This is a genomic window from Serratia sp. KG1D, assembly GCF_037150675.1.
GTDB classification, from domain to species: domain Bacteria; phylum Pseudomonadota; class Gammaproteobacteria; order Enterobacterales; family Enterobacteriaceae; genus Serratia; species Serratia nematodiphila.
Map to the genome: position 1 here is coordinate 49830 of NZ_JBAGIH010000003.1, position 18602 is coordinate 68431.

Below are 18602 nucleotides of genomic sequence, written 5' to 3' on the forward strand. Positions count from 1 at the left end.
TCGCCTTCCCGCTACGCGGCATCCTGCGGCAGGTTGAGATCGCGGCCGCGGGTTTCGGGAGCAAAGAAGGTGGTGATTAAGCCGATGGCCGCCATTACAACAAAATAGCAGGCGACAGGCCACCAGTGACCGAAACCGGACAGCAGCGCGGTGGCGATCAGCGGCGCGGTGCCGCCGGAGAGGATCGACCCAAGCTCCTTGGCGAACGCCATTTTGGAGTAGCGGTTCTTCACGCCGAACAGTTCGACGCCATAGGCCGCCTGCACGCCGAAGATCCCCAGCGATGCGATGCACATGCCGACCACGATCACCGAGATGACGATCGCCGGCTCACGGCTGTCGAGCAGCCAGAACGCCGGGAAAGCGTACAGCACCAGCAGCAGGCAGAACCACCGGTAGGTGATGCGGCGGCCGAAGCGATCGGAGAGCCAGCCGGCCAGCGGGATCACCAGAAAACCGCACAGTGAGGCGATCAGCACCGCCAGCGCTGGCACTGATTTATCGACCATCAGCACTTTGGCGACATAGCCGACGATAAAGCCCTGGCACAGGTAGGAGGGGCCGTTTTCGCCGATGCGCAGGCCGAGCATCACCCAGAACGCCTTGGTGCGTTGCAGGTAGCTGCGTGAGTCCGGCGCGGCCTGGGCGGCGTCGAGCATGCGCTGGTGGTTTTGCTGCAGCTCGCGTTCGAACACTGGCGTTTCCCGCACGTGGCGGCGCAGGTACAGCGCCGCGCCGGCGATCAGAATGCTGGCGAGGAACGGAATGCGCCAGCCCCAGCTCATCAGGTCTTCCTTGTCGAGCTGCAATACCAGCAGCCACACCAGCGACGCCAGCAGGGTGCCACTGTTGGAGCCTATGGCGATGATCGACGCCACCAGCCCGCGCCGCTTGGCCGGCGCGTATTCCGCCAGCATCACCGCCCCGCCGGACAGCTCCGCACCGGCGCCGAACCCCTGCGCGAAGCGCAGGATCACCAGGCAGGCGGGCGCCCAGACGCCGATTTGCGCATAGGGCGGGATCAGGCCGATCAATGTGGTGGAGAGGCCCATCAGCGCCACGGTGGTGATCAGCACCACGCGGCGGCCTTTGCGATCGCCGATCCAGCCGAACACCAGCGCGCCGATCGGCCGCGCGACGAAGCCGACGGAGTAGGTGGCGAAGCTGGCCAGCAACGCCACCAGCGGCGTGGCTTCGGGGAAGAACACGTCGCCGAACACCATGCCGGCCGCCAGGCCGTACAGCGCGAAGTCGACGTATTCCATGGCGGTGCCGAGCCAGCAGGAGAAGGTGGCGCGCCAAAATTGGCTGCGCCCCTCTTTGGTTGCCAGGCGTTCATCGGCCGCCAGCGCGGCGTCGGCGGTCTGTGAAGGGGCAAGCGTTGTTTCGCTCATGGCAGTGCTATCCTCTTTTATTCTGCGCCTGGAGGGGCGCGGTTAAAGATGGTTTCCCTGGTGCCGGCAACAAAGGTGTGCCGACAAATCATGTCGGACGCATGGCGATTCAACGCTGCCGTATCAGGGTATCTACGCGCGTAGATAACACAACGCGAGGAAGCTGAAACTTTGCGGGCGATCACAGAATCGTCAGCGCGCCGGGAAATGAAGATAGAGAATGCGGATGGCAAAAAGATGACAGAACCCCGGTTTTTCCGGCCGACAGACCTGCCGTTTTCGCCACGAATCAGCCTGCCGCTTTCGCATTTCTGCGCTACAATGGGGGCCTGTTAACAGTTTGTATCGTCTGGCGCGCCGTACCGGCTGCGGTTCAGGCGAGGAGTAAAGCAATGTCTGGCATCAGGGATTCCATCCTGCCGCCGCTGGAGTGGTTATCCGAACAGGATCCTCCGGCGCCCGCCGCCGTCAGCGACTGGCTGATGGAGTTAGGCTCCATGACCCGACGATTTGAACGCCATTGCGCCCAGGTGCGCGTTGAACCGCAGCGCGAATGCTTCGTCACGCGCGAGGCGCTGGGCGACGAGGCGAACCACCTGCCCGATAGCCCGCGCTACTGGCTGCGCGAAGTGGTGCTGCTGGGCGACGGCCAGCCCTGGCTGCTGGGGCGCACGGTGATCCCGGAACATACGCTGACCGGCCCCGACCAGGCGCTGGTGGATCTGGGGACGCTGCCGCTGGGGCGCTATTTGTTCAGCAGCGGCGATCTGACCCGCGACTATATCCATATCGGCCGACAGGATGCGCTGTGGGCGCGTCGTTCACGGTTGCGGCTGGCGGGCAAGCCGCTGCTGCTGACCGAACTGTTTTTACCGGCTTCGCCGCTGTATTCAGCGGTCCCCGCATAAGAGAGGAGAGCAAGACGTTGGAGGGAAGCGTGACTCAAAGTAAATGGCGGGCTTACAGCCATTTGATGCGCATTGATAAACCGATTGGCACGCTGTTGCTGTTGTGGCCGACGCTGTGGGCACTGTGGCTGGCCGGAAAAGGCGTGCCGCCGCTGTCGATTTTGCTGGTGTTCGTGCTCGGCGTGTTCCTGATGCGCGCCGCCGGCTGCGTGGTGAATGACTATGCCGATCGCGCGGTGGACGGCTACGTGAAACGCACCGCCGGGCGGCCGATGCCGAGCGGCCGGGTGAGCGCGAAAGAGGCCAAGGTGCTGTTCGTGGTGCTGGTGCTGATCTCGTTCTGCCTGGTGTTGACGCTGAATGCGATGACCATCTGGCTGTCGCTGGCGGCGCTGGCGCTGGCCTGGGTGTATCCGTTTATGAAGCGGGTGACCAACCTGCCGCAGTTCGTGCTGGGCGCCGCGTTCGGCTGGGGCATTCCGATGGGCTATGCGGCGGTCAGCGAATCGCTGCCGCTCAGCTGCTGGCTGCTGCTGCTGGCGAACATCTGCTGGACGGTGGCCTATGACACGCTGTATGCGATGGTCGATCGCGACGATGATCTGAAAATCGGCATCAAGTCCACCGCTATCCTGTTCGGGCGTTATGACAAGCTGATCGTCGGGCTGTTGCAGTTCGCGACGTTGCTGCTGCTGGTGTGGGTCGGTTATCTGGCGCAGCTCGGCGGCGCGTTTTACTGGTCGCTGCTGCTGGCGGGCGCGCTGTTCATTCACCAGCAGAAGCAGATCGCCGGGCGCGAGCGCGACGCCTGCTTCAAGGCCTTTCTGCAGAACAACTATGTCGGGCTGGTGGTGTTTATCGGCATCGCGCTCAGCTATCTGCCGGCGTAACGGTTCCCTGCAGCAAGAAAAAAGGCACCCCTTGGGGTGCCTTTTGTGTTTCCGCGCCGGGCGAAATCACTCGTCTTTCTCTTCTTCCGCGTCGGTTTGCGGCAGAGCGTTGGTCTCTTCCGGCATGTTGACGCTTTCGATGGTCAGCTTGATTTCCGGCGTGATCAGATCGCTCAGCATGCTGTACACCTCGAGGGTGTGCTCGCGGATCGCATCGCCGCTGTCGTTGATGTAGCCTTCTTCACGCAGCGTCGCCACCAGGGTGGAGAACACCGCCTTGTCGAAGAACTCCGGCGCATTGATGCCGTGCAGCACCGACAGACGCTGCGCCATGATGCGGCTCTCTTTCTCCAGCGCGCCGCGGTTGATGCTCGGGTTGGCGCTGAGGATCGACATGGTGATGGCGTAGCGTTGCAGGGTTTCGCGCACCCCGGCGGCCAGTAGCTGCAGCGGGCGAATGCGCGCCGGGTTGAGCACCAGATCGTCGCCTTTGTCGCAGATCAGCTGTTGACGGATCAGCTCGTCGATCATCGGCCGCAGCACCTCCGGCAGCTGTTCCTTGTCGTTATGCAGGAACAGCTCGGCTTTCAGCATCGGGTAGATCATGCCGATCTGGCGCAGCAGCTCGGCGCGCGACACCCGGCGATGATGCATCACGATGCTGGCGATCAGCGACGGCAACACCAGCAGATGGTGGATGTTGTTGCGGTAATAGGTCATCAGCACCGCCTGCTCGCGCGGCAGGATGATGATGTCGCCGATGCTGTCCTTCTCCACCTCGAACTTGTTCATGTTCAGCGCGTGATCCAGCAGCTCATCCGGCGTTTGCGTCGGCACGGTGACGTCACGCGCGTAAGGCGCGTTGCGCATCAGCTGCAGGTAGCACTCGAGCTGCTCGACCAGCTGCTCGCGGGTCAGCGAACGCTGACGCGAGGCCAGCAGCGCGGTGGAACACAGGTTCATGGCGTTGGCTGCGGCGGCATTGTTGATGCGCACCATGATCTGGCCGGCCAGATCGTTGACCGTCGGCGTCAGCCAGCTTGGACGCTGAGCTTCGATCGGATCGATCGACTCGCGCCACTGCGGCACGTTCTGGTTGAGGTAAGCCGTCAATGGCAGCGGCTCGCCGAAGTTGACGTATCCCTGGCCCAGGTTGCGCAGCTTGCGCAGGCCGCGCAGCATCTGCGGCAGGCTCTCTTTTTCCTTGGTGGCGCCGCGCAGCTCTTTGGCGTAGGTACCCACTTCCATCACGTGTTCGTAACCGATGTAAATCGGCACCAGCGTGATCGGACGGGTGCCGCCGCGCAGCATCGCCTGGATGGTCATCGACAGGGTGCCGGTCTTCGGCTCCAGCAAGCGCCCGGTGCGGGAACGGCCGCCTTCCACGAAATATTCCACCGAGTAACCGCGGGTGAACAGCTCGCCGAGGTATTCGCGGAACACCGTCGAGTACAGCTTGTTGCCTTTAAAGGTGCGGCGGATGAAGAACGCGCCCAGGCGACGGAAGATCGGGCCCGCCGGCCAGAAGTTGAGGTTGATGCCCGCAGCGATGTGCGGCGGCACCAGGCCCTGGTGATACAGCACGTACGACAGCAGCAGATAGTCCATGTGGCTGCGGTGGCAGGGCACGTAGACGATCTCGTGGCCGTCCTGCGCCAGCTGGCGCACGCGCTCGGCGTTGGTGACGTTGATGCCCTGATACAGCCGGTTCCAGGTCCAGCTCAGCACGCGGTCGGACAGGCGCACGGTTTCGTAGGAGAAGTCGGCGGCGATCTCTTCCATCAGCGCGATGGCGTTCTGCTGGGCCTTCTCGTGCGAGATCTTCTTGCTGCGCGCTTCGTCCTCGACCGCTTTTTCGATCGCTTTGGACGCCAACAGCTTGTTGAACAGATCCTGACGGGCCGGCAGACTCGGGCCCACCGCGGCCAGGCGCTGACGCGAGAAGTGCATGCGCGCCACGCGCGCCAGTTTCTGCGCGATGGTTTTATCCGTGCCGTGTTCGGTAGCCATGCGGCGCAGCGACACGGTGTTGGAGAAACGCACGAAGCTGTCGCGGCCGAGCCACAGCACCGCGAAGAATTTCTGCACGCCGTTCAACAGACGCAGGTGCGGCGTGCCGTGGCCTTCGCGGCCCGGCGAACGGCCGAACATCACCGAAACCGGCAGCATCTGAATGTCGAGATCCGGGTTGCTGCGGTGCAGATCCAGATAGTCGTGGAACAGCTTTACCGACTCTTCTTTCGGGGTGTAATAGCGGAATACGCGCGGGCCGTCGTGAATGAACACGTAGCTCGGCAGCACGGTGCCGTCGATCTCCAGCGCGTTGAGCGGATCGGGCAGATCCTGCGCCAGGCACTGGGTGCGCAGCGTCAGCAAATCCGCCTTGGAATTGTAAGGTAAAACATACAAAATCGGCCGTGAGGGATCCAACCCTAGCTCGGTAACCGGATCTGAAGGGATGACCTTACTTCTTACCAACAATTTAAGTGGTAAATTCAATATTTTATAATAAATTTTACGCCAACCTGACATAACAACGTGAAGCCTCTTGTTAGCAATGCGCCGCAAGCATACCAGAAACCGGGTAGCAGATCTGTGGTGTTCGAAAACCGAGAGCCGTCAGCGCGGACTGTTCTAGACTCTTTTTATTATGACCGACCTCTGAGAAAGGCACGAAAACATGGCAAACCAAGCAACCGGGCTGACCCGCATCATCAAGGCCGCCGGCTATTCCTATAAAGGGCTATCCGCCGCCTGGCAGCACGAAGCGGCTTTCCGCCAGGAACTGGTGGTCACCCTTCTGGCTATCATACTGGCTGTCTGGCTGGATGTGGGTGCGATAGCGCGCATTTTATTGATCGGATCGGTAGCGCTGGTGATGATCGTCGAGATCCTGAACAGCGCGATCGAGGCGGTGGTGGATCGCATCGGCAGCGAACATCACGAGCTGTCCGGGCGGGCCAAGGACATGGGATCGGCGGCGGTGTCGCTGGCGATCGTGCTGGCGCTGTTCGTTTGGGGCACGGTCTTATGGCAGCATTTCGGCTGACGAAAAGCGCCTACTGACTGATTTTTATTTATTCTTCGGTTCCCAATCCGCGCTTACCTGTATATACTCACAGCAAGACTGTATAAACAAACAGGGGGCGGAATGAAAGCACTAACTACCAGACAGCAAGAGGTCTACGATCTGATTCGCGAGCACATTTCGCAAACGGGCATGCCGCCAACGCGTGCCGAGATCGCGATGCGTCTGGGGTTCCGTTCGCCTAACGCCGCCGAAGAGCACCTGAAGGCGCTGGCACGCAAAGGCGTGATCGAAATCGTCTCCGGTGCCTCGCGCGGTATCCGTCTGCTGATGGAAGAAGAAGAAGGGCTGCCGCTGATCGGCCGCGTCGCCGCCGGCGAGCCGCTGCTGGCGCAGCAGCACATCGAAGGGCACTACCAGGTGGATCCTTCCCTGTTTAAACCGAGCGCCGATTTCCTGCTGCGGGTGAACGGCATGTCGATGCGCGACATCGGCATTCTGGACGGCGATCTGCTGGCGGTACACAAAACGCAAGACGTGCGCAACGGCCAGGTCGTGGTCGCGCGGATCGAAGACGAAGTGACGGTCAAGCGCTTGAAAAAGCACGGCAACGTGGTTGAACTGCTGCCGGAGAACAACGAATTCCAACCGATCGTGGTCGATCTGCGTCAGCAGAATTTCACTATCGAAGGGCTGGCGGTCGGCGTGATCCGCAACGGCGACTGGATTTAATCGCCGCGCCATCACCGCCGCTCCCTGTATCAATCGCCCCTGTTTTGGGGCGTTTTTGTTTCTGACTTCGCCCTTTGTCACTCAGTCACAGGAACATCCCATCATGCGCCTGATTTCCGCTTTCACCAGCGACACCGATAAAGCCCTGTGGCGCCTCGCCCTGCCGATGATCTTCTCCAATATTACCGTGCCGCTGCTCGGGCTGGTGGACACCGCGGTGATCGGCCACCTCGACAGCCCGATCTACCTGGGGGGCGTCGCGATCGGCGCGGTGGCGACCAGCTTCCTGTTCATGCTGCTGTTATTCCTGCGCATGAGCACCACCGGCCTGGCGGCGCAAGCGCTGGGGGCACAGAACCCGCAGGCGCTGGCGCGCGCCTTTATGCAACCGTTGCTGCTGGCGCTGTTGGGCGGCGCGGCGATCGTCCTGCTGCGTTATCCGCTGATCGAACTGGCGCTGCGGATCGTCGGTGGCGATGGCGAGGTGCTGGAACAGGCGCGGCGTTTTCTTGAGATCCGCTGGTTAAGCGCTCCGGCGGCGCTGGCCAACCTGGTGCTGCTGGGCTGGCTGCTTGGCGTACAGTACGTGCGGGCGCCGGTGATCCTGCTGATCGTCGGCAACCTGCTGAACATCGTGCTGGATATCTGGCTGGTGATGGGCCTGGGCTGGAACGTGCGGGGGGCGGCGGCGGCAACCGCCATCGCCGAATACGCTACGCTGCTGCTCGGCCTGTGGTTGGCGTGGCGGGTGATGCGCCTGCGCGGTATTACCCTGCAGATGCTGCGCCAGGCCTGGCGTGGCGATCTGCGTCGCCTGCTGGCGCTCAACCGCGACATCATGCTGCGCTCACTGTTGCTGCAACTGTGCTTTGCGTCGTTGACCATTTTCGGCGCTCGCCTGGGAAGCGAGGTGGTGGCGGTCAATGCGGTATTGATGAATCTGCTGACGTTCACCGCCTATGCGCTCGACGGTTTCGCTTATGCGGTGGAGGCCCATTCCGGCCACGCCTACGGCGCCCGGGACGACAGCCAACTGCGCAAAGTGTGGCACGCGGCCTGCAGGCAGGCAGGGCTGGTCGCGTTGGCCTTCGGCCTGGCGTATGCTGTTACCGGCCAGCAGATCGTGGCAGCCTTGACCTCTTTGCCGGAACTGCGTGCGTTGGCCGCCCATTATTTACCCTGGCAGGTCATTCTGCCGCTGGTTGGGGTGTGGTGCTATTTGCTGGACGGCATGTTTATCGGCGCCACGCGCGGCGCCGAGATGCGCAACAGCATGGCGGTGGCTGCTGCGGGATACGGTTTGGCGCTGTTCAGCGTGCCACTGCTTGGCAACCACGGCCTCTGGCTGGCGCTGGCGGTGTTTCTGGCGCTGCGCGGTCTGGCGTTGGGCTGGATTTGGCACCGTCACCAGGTGCGCGGCAGCTGGTTTACTGCCCATTAAACCGGACGTCTTGTTGGGTTAATGATTAGTTTTTTTTATGAATTTGATCATGTTTGCTTACATGTTTTCAGCCTTGGTCTGTTCGCGTTAGTTCGTTGTTTGTTAGCGTTTTTTGTTTTTATCTTGTTTGTTAATGGTTTTTTATCCTGTATTTTGGCTTTTTTATTTCCATGTTTAACTAGAATGAATCATGTGGCTGGTAAATGAAGGGGAGCGTTGCTTCTTAAGGTGAAGGGAGCATCAGCCAGAAAAACTTCTGGTTAACCCCGGCCGGCGACAGGGATCACTGATTCACCACAGGTTAACGGAGAGACTATGAATAAAGATCAAGCCGACGGTAACTGGAAGCAGCTGAAAGGCAAAGTGAAAGAGAAATGGGGCAAGCTGACCGATGACGATCTGACGGTCATCGAAGGGAAACGCGAACAGCTGGTCGGCAAAATCCAGGAGCGCTACGGTTACCAGAAAGAGGCGGCCGAAAAAGAGGTGAAGGCCTGGGAAGATCACACCAAACACCGCTGGTAACACGCAGGGCCGCCACTGACGGCGGCCGGCAACAGCGCAGGCCGGCGTCGCTCCATCCTCTGGCGTCCCGGCCGCAGGTACAGGGAAGTACCTGACTTCGTCTTACTTCTTCTTGATGGCGATGCTGTGATCGTGTTCGGCGCAGTCATGCTTGCTGTCACAAGCTTCAACTTCAACGCAACCGGCGCACAGGCCGTGCGCTTCCACCACGCTGTGCCGCAGCGCAAATCCGGCTTCCTGCGCCAGCTTCTGCAGCGTTTCCTCCACGCCTTCGGTGGTGCGTTCGGTCACCTGGCCGCAGCGGTCGCAGATAAACAGCGCGGACGTATGCATCGGCTGTTCGAAGTGGTGGCACAGCACGTAGCTGTTGGCGGACTCCACCCTATGGATAAACCCTTGCTCCAGCAGAAAATCCAGCGCGCGGTAGACCGTCGGCGGCTTGGCCTGCGGTTCGGCGACGCGCAGCAGATCGAGCAGGTCATAAGCGCTGATTGCACCGGGTTGCTGAGTCATCAGACGCAGCACTTCCAGCCGTTGCGGCGTCAATCGCACATTGCGTTGCTGGCAGAGGCGTTCCGCCTGCGCCAACAGCTTTTCCTGGGTGGTTGAGTTCATCGCAAATATCCCGGTACGTAAAAAAGCCGATTTTACCATGATTACGGCGAATCGCCGAGAGTTGCCCCCTTTTCCCCTGAGGATAGCGCAGAGAAAGGCGCGCTGAGTGCGCTAAAAGAGAGATGCATCACAACTTTTCCCCTCCGCCGGGCGGTAGATCAACGTTGCCGGTTTTAGCGCTGGAGAGCAGCGGGCGAGAGCGGTATAACGCCTTTCACCCGCGTGATGAGCAGGAGCCCTGTGTGATGACGGAAAGAGAGAAGCTGTTAAGCGGCCTGGAATACAACAGCCGCGATGAAGAACTGCTCGCCCTGTACCATCGGGCGAGGGCGTTGACCAAAAGCCTGGGGGCGCTGGACTCGCATCAGGCGGACGAGAAAAATCGCCTGCTCGGCGAGCTGTTCGGCAACTGGGGTGAAGCGAGCTGGATCGAAACGCCATTCTGGTGCGACTACGGGCAGCATGTCCGCATCGGTAAAAACTGTTTTATCAACGTCAATGCGGTGTTCCTCGACTGCAACACCATCACCATCGGCGACAACACGCTGATCGGCCCCAACGTACAAATCTACACGCCGAGTCATCCGCTGAAGGCCGATGAACGCTTTACCGGTGACCCGGCTTTTCCTTTCCGCACCTCGGCGCAGCCGGTGTCTATCGGCAGCAACGTGTGGATCGGCGGCAACGTGGTGATCCTGCCGGGAGTGACCATCGGCGATGGCACGACTATCGGTGCGGGCAGCATCGTCACCGGCGACATTCCGGCCAATGTGCTGGCGCTGGGGCAGCCGTGCCGGGTTATCCGCGCGTTGGAATAGGCCGCTTAACACGAATCGGCGGTCAGCGGTTTATCGGCGAGTGCGGGGCAAGGGCGGAGTAGGGGGCTTCTTACGGTGCGAATCGTCGTTTGGCAACTGGCGGTCATCGGCCAAGGCCAGGCGTGCGGCCGCAAGGCGGCTCATGACGGTGCCGATTGGCACCGCCAGCACTTTCGCCGCTTCCCGGTAGGACAGCCCTTCGACATACACCAGAAACAGCGCGTTGCGCTGGGCCGCCGGCAACCGGCTTACGCGCCGCATCACTTCATTGAGCCAGACCGGCCGTTCACCGTTGTCCGCATCGCCAAGCCCTTCCGCCGCCAGGCAGCCTTGCCCCTGACGACGATGCTGGGCGCGAACTTCATTGAGCCAAATAGAGTGCAAGATGGAAAACAACCAGCGATCCAGGTGTGAACCGGGGGTGAATTGCGCGGCGCGCTCCAGCGCACGCACGCAGGTTGCCTGCACCAGATCGTCGGCGACATCCCGCCGGTGCGAAAGCACCAGCGCATAGCGCCACAGGCGGGAGAGATAGTGGCCGAGTTCATCGCGTATCGCATCGCCGCTGATAGTCACCTCCGCAGGCGCATCGGATCAAGATTCCGGGTGGCGGTCGATGGCAGCCGCCAAATCTCGGTACTCTTCGCACCCGGTGCCGCACAGCGACTGGATCACCTGCAGCTGTTGGCGCGCCAGGTCGGGCCGCCCTTTCAGCATATAGGCTTCTCCCAGGTACTCGCGCACTTTGGGGTATTTCGGATCGAGGGCCACTGATTTTAAATAATAGCCGATACCTTCATCGGTGCGGCCCAGTTTGCGCGTGGCGTAGCCGCGATAATTCAGTGCGACGGCGGTGTTGGGATTTTTCAGCGTGTTGAGCATATCGATCGCTTCCTGATAGCGGCCGCTTTTCGCCAGTGCATAGGCATAGTTAGTGCGGTCGGCGTCGTCGACTTTGCTGCCTTTATCCACCGTGCAGGTCTGGGTTTTACTGTCATAGACCTGGCCTTTCGGACAGGTCGGCGGGGTTTGGCCGCTGCCGTCGCCGCCCATCGCCAGCGCCCCGCCGGAAAACAGCAGGCAGCCGGCAATGGCCGATGCCAGCAGGCGTTTAATGAAGCTGTTCATGGTTGTGTCCTCAAGGCAGAGGCGCCGTGCGCGCCCGTAATGAGATAACACCTGAACGAGTGAATTTATTCGCCTTACTCCCGCTTATTTACGCCACCGGCAAGGCGGTTTTCCCAACGGCGTCGATTGTCGTTATAATAGCCGTTTGCGGCCGCGCGCCGTTCGTTGAACCCAGACAGACTCAGGTAGCCAGTAACTCAGCATGACGAAAGACAACCACGCCCCAACCTACGCCGCCAATCGCTTCTCCATCGCGCCAATGCTCGACTGGACCGATCGTCATTGCCGTTACTTCCACCGCCTGCTGACCAAGGAAACGCTGCTGTACACCGAGATGGTGACCACCGGCGCGATCATCCACGGCAAGGGTGACTACCTGGCCTACAGCGAAGAAGAGCACCCGGTGGCGCTGCAGCTGGGCGGCAGCGATCCGGCCGCGCTGGCGCACTGCGCCAAACTGGCGGAGCAGCGCGGTTATGACGAGATTAACCTCAACGTCGGCTGTCCGTCCGATCGGGTGCAAAACGGTATGTTCGGCGCCTGCCTGATGGGGCAGGCGACGCTGGTCGCCGACTGCATCAAGGCGATGCGCGACGTCGTATCGATTCCGGTGACGGTGAAGACCCGCATCGGCATTGACGATCAGGACAGCTACGCTTTCCTGTGCGACTTTATCCAGACCGTCGCCGGGCGTGGCGAGTGCGACATGTTCACCATCCACGCTCGCAAAGCCTGGCTCTCCGGCCTCAGCCCGAAAGAGAACCGCGAAGTGCCGCCGCTGGACTACCCGCGCGTTTATCAGCTGAAGCGGGATTTCCCGGCGCTGACCATCGCCATCAACGGCGGGGTGAAAACGCTGGAAGAGGCGCAACAGCACTTGCAGCATCTGGACGGCGTGATGATGGGGCGCGAGGCTTACCAGAATCCGGGCATCCTGGCGCGGGTCGACAGCGAACTGTTCGGCGCGCAGACCGCGGTGCCGGACAGCGTGGCGATTGTCGAAGCGCTGTATCCGTATATTGAGCGCGAGCTGTCCAACGGCACCTATCTCGGCCACATTACTCGCCATATCCTCGGTCTGTTCCAGGGCGTGCCGGGCGCGCGCCAGTGGCGTCGCCATCTGAGCGAGAACGCCCACAAGCCGGGCGCCGATGCGCGGGTGGTGGAGCAGGCGCTGGCGTTGGTGCGCCAGCCGCGTGTCGAAATGGCGTAGCCGAAAAAATTTGACCAACAGTTAGTCTTTTTCACCAGGCATTTGGCGCGCTGCCGGATGCCTTCCCCATTTTTTCAATAGGTTAGCCCTTCCGCCATTCTGGCACGCTTCTTGTAATTCACTCTGCAGATACGTTGCATTGCAAAGGAGCAATCATGTTGGAAATCTTCTTTCTCATTGGCTTTGTGGTGATGCTGATGGTGACCGGCATCTCGCTGCTGGGGATCTTCGCTGCGCTGTTGGCGGCGGCGGCGTTCATGTTGTTGGGCGGGTTATTCGCGGTGGTCATCAAGCTGCTGCCGTGGCTGATTTTGGCGGTGGTTGGGGTATGGATTTACCGTTCAATGCAGAAACCCCAGGTCAGGCGTTACTGATTTTTTGCTGAATAATCAGTCAGTCGCGATGAAACTTGCATAACTACCCACCACGCTAATGCGGCAGCGATCACAGCTTGGCAGTTTTCCCCGGCGATGTGGCACATAAAGCGTGTTTTTTGCCGGACGGGGCTGTTAGGATGTTGGTCGATGCAGTGATGCGACCCATTTCATCACCGTGAGAGACACCTAAAATTCGTGTTGCTAAAGCAACCCCTGTCTCTGGCGGACTCTGCTCTACCCCTACAAAACGCAGTAACAGAAAGGGCTCCGCAAGGAGCCCTTTTCTTTGGCTGCTATCAGGGGATCAGCAGGCTGGAACCGCTGGTGCTGCGGCTTTCCAGCACCTGGTGCGCACGCTGGGCGTCGGCCAGCGCGAATTTCTGCTCGTCTCTCACTTCCACCCGAATGGCGCCGCTGCCGATCAGCGAGAACAGCTCATTGCTGGCGTACTGCAGCTCGGCGCGGTTGGTGATGTAACCGTTGAGGGAAGGGCGGGTGACGTACAGCGAGCCCTTCTGATTCAGCAGCGCCAGATCGACTCCCGTCACCGGGCCGGAGGCGTTGCCGAAGCTGACCATCAGGCCGCGCCGCTTCAGGCTGTTGAGCGAGGCCTGCCAGGTGCTTTGCCCCACCGAATCGTACACCACGCCAACCTTCTCGCCGTGCGTCAGCTCGGCCACCCGCTGGGCGATATCCTCTTTGTGGTAGTTGATGGTGGCCCAGGCGCCGGCCTGTTTCGCCAGCGCGGCCTTCTCGTCGGAGCCGACACTGCCGATCAGGCGTGCGCCCAGCGCTTTGGCCCATTGGCAGGCGATCAGCCCGACGCCGCCGGCGGCGGCATGGAACAGGAACACTTCACCCGGTTGCACGTCGTGGGTCTGGCGCAGCAGGTAATGCACCGTCAGCCCTTTGAGGAAAGAAGCGGCACCCTGCTCAAAGCTGAGGTTGTGCGGCAGCAGCGCCACTTTTTCTTCCGGCACATTGTGGACTTCGCTGTAGGCGCCGAGCGACGACTGCGCATACACCACCCGGTCGCCCGGTTTGATCGCGCTGACTCCGGCGCCAACCTTGACCACCACGCCGGCCGCCTCGGTGCCGAGGCCGCTCGGCAGGCTGGCCGGCGCGTACAGCCCGCTGCGCACATAGGTGTCGATGTAGTTGATGCCGATCGCTTTGTTCTCGATCTGCACTTCGCCAGCGGCGGGGTCGAGCGGTGTAAAATCAACGTATTGCAAGACTTCCGGCCCGCCGGTGGCGGAAAACTGAATGCGCTTGGCCATATCGTTACCTCGTTTGAGTGTCTGATTTCACCCTATTCTTTTTAGTATCGGAGATCCAGTTCACCCGTGCGGGATTCAATACCTTTTTTGCATCGGTTATGACGCAAAAATCACGTATACTCTCGCGTCAAGATCCTTCATTCGCAACCGGATAAAGACTACGTTTCATGGCAGGAAAAAAACCAACCAACAAAACAAACGCGGACGAAACCAGAGAGCGTTCCAGAGATCGTCAGATGGAAGGGCTGAAGATGCCGCCGCACTCGCTGGAGGCCGAGCAGTCGGTGTTGGGCGGTTTGATGCTGGATAACGAGCGTTGGGACAACGTGGCGGAGCGCGTGGTCGCCAACGACTTCTTCAGCCGCCCGCATCGCCTGATCTTTACCGAGATGCAGCGTCTGCTGGAGATGAGCAAGCCTATCGACCTCATCACCCTGTCCGAATCGCTGGAGCAGAAGGGCGAGCTGGACTCGGTGGGGGGCTTTGCCTACCTGGCCGAGCTGTCGAAAAACACCCCGAGCGCCGCCAACATCGGCGCCTACGCCGACATCGTGCGCGAGCGCGCGGTGGTGCGCGAGATGATCTCGGTGGCTAACGAGATCGCCGACGCCGGCTACGATCCGCAGGGGCGCAGCAGCGAAGACCTGCTCGATCTGGCGGAATCCCGCGTATTCCAAATCGCCGAGAACCGCGCCAGCAAAGACGAGGGCCCGAAGGGCATCGAGCGCATCCTGGAAGACACCGTGTCGCGCATCGAGCAGCTGTATCAGCAGCCGCACGATGGCGTGACCGGGGTCGATACCGGCTATCAGGACCTCAACAAGAAAACCGCGGGCATGCAAAAGTCCGATCTGATCATCGTCGCCGCCCGTCCTTCGATGGGGAAAACCACCTTCGCCATGAACCTGTGCGAAAACGCCGCGATGACCCAGGAAAAACCGGTGCTGATCTTCAGCCTGGAGATGCCCGGCGAACAGATCATGATGCGTATGCTGGCGTCGCTGTCGCGTGTGGATCAGACGCGCATCCGTACCGGCCAGCTCGACGATGAGGACTGGGCGCGCATTTCCAGCACCATGGGCATCCTGCTGGAGAAGCGCAACATGTACATCGACGACTCCTCCGGCCTGACGCCGACCGAAGTGCGCTCGCGCGCGCGGCGCATTTTCCGTGAGCACGACGGGCTTAGCCTGATCATGATCGACTACCTGCAGCTGATGCGCGTGCCGGCCCTGTCCGACAACCGTACGCTGGAGATCGCCGAGATTTCGCGCTCGCTGAAGGCGCTGGCGAAAGAGCTGCAGGTGCCGGTGGTGGCGCTGTCGCAGCTGAACCGCAGCCTGGAGCAGCGCGCCGACAAACGCCCGGTCAACTCCGACCTGCGTGAATCCGGCTCTATCGAGCAGGATGCCGACCTGATTATGTTCATCTATCGTGATGAGGTGTATCACGAGAACAGCGATCTGAAAGGGATCGCGGAAATTATTATCGGTAAGCAGCGTAACGGCCCGATCGGCACCGTGCGCCTTACCTTTAACGGCCAGTGGTCGCGTTTCGATAACTACGCGGGGCCACAATACGATGACGAATAATCAGCTAAGGAACTGAAATGAAAGCGGCAACCGCTGTAATCGACCGCCGCGCTCTGCGACATAATCTGCAACAGGTGCGCCGCCAGGCGCCGCAAAGCCGCCTGATTGCCGTTGTGAAAGCAAACGCTTATGGACATGGCCTGCTGGAAACAGCACACACCCTGCAAGACGCCGACTGCTACGGCGTAGCGCGCATCGGCGAGGCGCTGATGCTGCGCTCCGGCGGCATCGTCAAACCGATCCTGCTGCTGGAAGGCTTCTTCTGTGCCGAAGACCTGCCGGTGCTGGTGGCGAACAACATCGAAACCGCAGTGCACTGCATCGAACAGCTCGAAGCGCTGGAGCAGGCCGAGCTGGCGCGTCCGGTGCCGGTGTGGATGAAGCTCGATACCGGCATGCATCGGCTGGGGGTGCGTCCCGAACAGGCGGAGGCGTTTTATCAGCGCCTGTGCGCCTGCCGCAACGTGGCGCAGCCGGTCAATATCATGAGCCACTTCAGCCGCGCCGATGAGCCGGAGTCCGACGCCACCCTGAAACAGATCGCCTGCTTCGAGCAGTTCGCGCGCGGCAAACCGGGCCAGCGCTCGGTCGCCGCCTCCGGCGGCACGCTGCTGTGGCCGGACGCCCACAACGAGTGGGTGCGTCCCGGCATCATTCTGTACGGCGTCTCGCCGCTGGATAACGGCAGCGGCGCCGGGCATGGCCTGCTGCCGGCGATGACCTTGAAATCCAGCCTGATCGCGGTGCGCGAGCACCAGGCCGGCGAAGCCGTCGGCTACGGCGGCACCTGGGTAAGTCCACGCGATACTCGCCTTGGCGTGGTGGCGATGGGATACGGCGATGGCTACCCGCGCAGCGCGCCGACCGGCACGCCGATCCTGATTAACGGCCGCGAAGTGCCGATCGTCGGCCGGGTGTCGATGGACATGATTTCGGTCGATCTCGGGCCGGCCGCCGCCGATAAGGTGGGGGATGAAGCGGTGCTGTGGGGGCCGGCGTTGCCGGTCGAGCGCATCGCCGCCTGTACCGGCATCAGCGCTTATGAACTGATCACCAAGCTCACGCAGCGCGTGGCGATGGAATACATCGGCGACTGATACGCCGCAGGGGCCGACGCGCGTCGGCCCCGTTTCTCAGCGCGTTACTTCTTTACCGCCAACCACTTGTCGATAATCTTCTGATACTCGCCGGTCGCCTTGGCCAGGTGCAGCCACTGATCCACATACAGTTTCCAGCTCAGATCGTCGCGCGGCAGCATGTAAGCCTTCTCGCCGTACTGCATCGGTTTGGTCGGATTCACCGCGCACAGCTTCGGATAGCGCTTTTGTTGGTACAACGCCTCGGAGGCGTCAGTGATCATCATGTCCGCCTTGCGATCCACCAGCTGCTGGAAAATGCTCATGTTGTCGTGCGTCAGCGTCAGTTTGGCCTTCGGCAAATAGGCGTGCACGAAGGCTTCATTGGTGCCGCCCGCCGGTTCCAGCAGGCGCACCGACGGTTTGTTGATCTGTTCTATCGTGCGGTATTTCTTCACGTCGGTGCAGCGCACCAGCGGAATTTTGCCGTCGGTATCCAGCTTGTCGGCGAAGAACACCTGCTTTTGCCGCTCCAGCGTGACGGAGATGCCGCCCATGGCGATGTCGCACTTGCCGGAGGCGAAGTCCGGCGTCAGGGTTTTCCAGCTGGTTTTCACCCACTTCACCTTGGCGCCCAGGCTCTTCGCCAGCGATTCCGCCATATCGATGTCGATGCCTTCATAGCCGCCGTCTTCCTTGAGGAAGGTGTAGGGCTTGTAGTCGCCGGTGGTGCAGACCTCCAGGGTCTTTTGCTGCAGCACTTTGTCCAGGTGGGATTGCGCGCCGGCGCTGCCGGCGGCGAGCAGCAGCGCGAGGGGGAGTAGCTTTTTCATCTGGCGTCCTTTTTATACATTCGTGGTTTTATGCGTTACTTCGCCGTTAATTGTCGTTTGCCTGCATGAGTTAGCCGTTTTTTATGCCGCTTACCGGCGAAAACGCCGGGCGTTGCTGCTGTACGCGATTTAAGCGCCAGGGTGTGACGTCGGCAACGGTAAAAAAACTGGTAGGCTGTAACGTCAACATTTATTAACACAGTTTACAGGTGGCTATGTACAACATTGACGATTTTGATATGAAAATCCTGACGCTGTTACAGGCCAACGGCCGTCTGACCAATCAGGAGCTGAGCGAGCTGGTGGGGCTCTCCGCTTCCCAGTGCTCACGGCGGCGCATCAGCCTGGAGCAGGCGCAGCTGATCCGCGGTTACCACGCGCGGCTGGCGCCGGAGGCGGTCGGCCTGGGGCTGGTGGGGCTGATCGAAGTCAGCCTGATCACGCACGCGCAGGAGCAGATCGACAGCTTTCATCAGATGCTGGAGGAAGTGGACGCGATCCTGGACGCTTACAAGACCACCGGCGACGCCGATTACCTGCTCAAAGTGGCGGTGGCGGACCTGCCGGCGCTGAGCGAGTTCATCAGCCAGACGCTGTCGCCGCACAAAAGCGTGGCGCATATCAAAACGGCGGTGGTGCTCAATCGCATCAAGGAAAACGGTTTATTGCCAGTGGCGAGATAAAGCTAAAACCGAATGCGCTTTTCCGTCTATATTAGGAACGTAACGCTGTGCCCAAAACCACAATAAACC

19 protein-coding genes are annotated in these 18602 nt (G+C 60.8%); 12 read left to right on the top strand and 7 right to left on the bottom strand.

Annotated features, from left to right (window positions below; genetic code table 11):
* Positions 1-11: 11 nt before the first annotated feature.
* Entirely contained in the window at positions 12-1394 is a 1383-nt protein-coding gene (locus WFM45_RS15320; protein WP_166730393.1) for an MFS transporter, read from the bottom strand.
* 392 nt (positions 1395-1786) lie between these two features.
* Here WFM45_RS15320 and ubiC point away from each other — a divergent pair, with 392 nt between their 5' ends.
* Positions 1787-2302: a chorismate lyase gene (gene ubiC / locus WFM45_RS15325; RefSeq protein ID WP_015379228.1), complete on the top strand. Its 516-nt coding sequence runs from the start codon at positions 1787-1789 to the stop codon at positions 2300-2302.
* 17 nt (positions 2303-2319) lie between these two features.
* On the top strand, positions 2320-3192 hold the full coding sequence (gene ubiA / locus WFM45_RS15330) for a 4-hydroxybenzoate octaprenyltransferase (RefSeq protein WP_004936728.1): 873 nt from the start codon (positions 2320-2322) through the stop codon (positions 3190-3192).
* A gap of 66 nt (positions 3193-3258) precedes the next feature.
* On the opposite strand, the gene plsB is transcribed toward ubiA, so the two are convergent.
* Positions 3259-5724, bottom strand: coding sequence for a glycerol-3-phosphate 1-O-acyltransferase PlsB (gene plsB / locus WFM45_RS15335; RefSeq protein WP_033631970.1), 2466 nt, complete (start codon positions 5722-5724; stop codon positions 3259-3261).
* A gap of 148 nt (positions 5725-5872) precedes the next feature.
* On the opposite strand from plsB, the gene WFM45_RS15340 reads away from it, so the two are divergent.
* From WFM45_RS15340 to WFM45_RS15355, 4 genes are all read left to right on the top strand, one after another.
* A complete protein-coding gene (locus tag WFM45_RS15340; protein WP_015379225.1) occupies positions 5873-6241 on the top strand; it encodes a diacylglycerol kinase in 369 nt (122 codons plus the stop codon).
* A gap of 102 nt (positions 6242-6343) precedes the next feature.
* Positions 6344-6952 carry a transcriptional repressor LexA gene (gene lexA / locus WFM45_RS15345; protein WP_004936736.1) on the top strand — a complete coding sequence of 203 codons (609 nt, stop codon included), beginning with the start codon at positions 6344-6346 and terminating at the stop codon, positions 6950-6952.
* A gap of 103 nt (positions 6953-7055) precedes the next feature.
* The gene (dinF, locus tag WFM45_RS15350; protein WP_033631971.1) at positions 7056-8393 is read left to right on the top strand and encodes an MATE family efflux transporter DinF; all 1338 of its coding nucleotides are present in this window, start codon (positions 7056-7058) and stop codon (positions 8391-8393) included.
* Positions 8394-8708: 315 nt separating this feature from the next.
* A complete protein-coding gene (locus tag WFM45_RS15355) occupies positions 8709-8918 on the top strand; it encodes a CsbD family protein (RefSeq protein ID WP_004936743.1) in 210 nt (69 codons plus the stop codon).
* A 102-nt stretch (positions 8919-9020) separates the two neighbouring features.
* On the opposite strand, the gene zur is transcribed toward WFM45_RS15355, so the two are convergent.
* Positions 9021-9533 carry a zinc uptake transcriptional repressor Zur gene (gene zur / locus WFM45_RS15360; RefSeq protein WP_015379223.1) on the bottom strand — a complete coding sequence of 171 codons (513 nt, stop codon included), beginning with the start codon at positions 9531-9533 and terminating at the stop codon, positions 9021-9023.
* Positions 9534-9778: 245 nt separating this feature from the next.
* On the opposite strand from zur, the gene WFM45_RS15365 reads away from it, so the two are divergent.
* The gene (locus WFM45_RS15365) at positions 9779-10351 is read left to right on the top strand and encodes a sugar O-acetyltransferase (protein ID WP_250601931.1); all 573 of its coding nucleotides are present in this window, start codon (positions 9779-9781) and stop codon (positions 10349-10351) included.
* Positions 10352-10381: 30 nt separating this feature from the next.
* Here the strand turns inward: WFM45_RS15365 and WFM45_RS15370 are convergent, their stop codons facing one another.
* Positions 10382-10927, bottom strand: coding sequence for an RNA polymerase sigma factor (locus WFM45_RS15370; protein ID WP_103086072.1), 546 nt, complete (start codon positions 10925-10927; stop codon positions 10382-10384).
* Positions 10928-10945: 18 nt separating this feature from the next.
* Positions 10946-11479 carry a tetratricopeptide repeat protein gene (locus tag WFM45_RS15375; RefSeq protein ID WP_049278424.1) on the bottom strand — a complete coding sequence of 178 codons (534 nt, stop codon included), beginning with the start codon at positions 11477-11479 and terminating at the stop codon, positions 10946-10948.
* Between the two features lie 202 nt (positions 11480-11681).
* Here WFM45_RS15375 and dusA point away from each other — a divergent pair, with 202 nt between their 5' ends.
* Both dusA and pspG read left to right on the top strand, forming a co-directional pair.
* Entirely contained in the window at positions 11682-12692 is a 1011-nt protein-coding gene (gene dusA / locus WFM45_RS15380; RefSeq protein ID WP_019453217.1) for a tRNA dihydrouridine(20/20a) synthase DusA, read from the top strand.
* A gap of 155 nt (positions 12693-12847) precedes the next feature.
* Positions 12848-13066 carry an envelope stress response protein PspG gene (pspG, locus tag WFM45_RS15385; protein WP_004936761.1) on the top strand — a complete coding sequence of 73 codons (219 nt, stop codon included), beginning with the start codon at positions 12848-12850 and terminating at the stop codon, positions 13064-13066.
* 299 nt (positions 13067-13365) lie between these two features.
* On the opposite strand, the gene WFM45_RS15390 is transcribed toward pspG, so the two are convergent.
* The gene (locus WFM45_RS15390) at positions 13366-14349 is read right to left on the bottom strand and encodes a quinone oxidoreductase (protein WP_015379219.1); all 984 of its coding nucleotides are present in this window, start codon (positions 14347-14349) and stop codon (positions 13366-13368) included.
* Between the two features lie 167 nt (positions 14350-14516).
* Here WFM45_RS15390 and dnaB point away from each other — a divergent pair, with 167 nt between their 5' ends.
* Positions 14517-15941 (top strand): replicative DNA helicase, encoded by a 1425-nt coding sequence (dnaB, locus tag WFM45_RS15395; RefSeq protein WP_025160134.1) that lies wholly within the window; start codon positions 14517-14519, stop codon positions 15939-15941.
* A gap of 17 nt (positions 15942-15958) precedes the next feature.
* Positions 15959-17038, top strand: a complete 1080-nt coding sequence (alr, locus tag WFM45_RS15400; RefSeq protein WP_274851594.1) for an alanine racemase — start codon at positions 15959-15961, stop codon at positions 17036-17038.
* Between the two features lie 44 nt (positions 17039-17082).
* Here the strand turns inward: alr and WFM45_RS15405 are convergent, their stop codons facing one another.
* Positions 17083-17850, bottom strand: a complete 768-nt coding sequence (locus tag WFM45_RS15405; RefSeq protein WP_336956328.1) for a transporter substrate-binding domain-containing protein — start codon at positions 17848-17850, stop codon at positions 17083-17085.
* Between the two features lie 215 nt (positions 17851-18065).
* On the opposite strand from WFM45_RS15405, the gene WFM45_RS15410 reads away from it, so the two are divergent.
* On the top strand, positions 18066-18533 hold the full coding sequence (locus tag WFM45_RS15410; protein WP_004936775.1) for an Lrp/AsnC family transcriptional regulator: 468 nt from the start codon (positions 18066-18068) through the stop codon (positions 18531-18533).
* Positions 18534-18602: the final 69 nt, after the last annotated feature.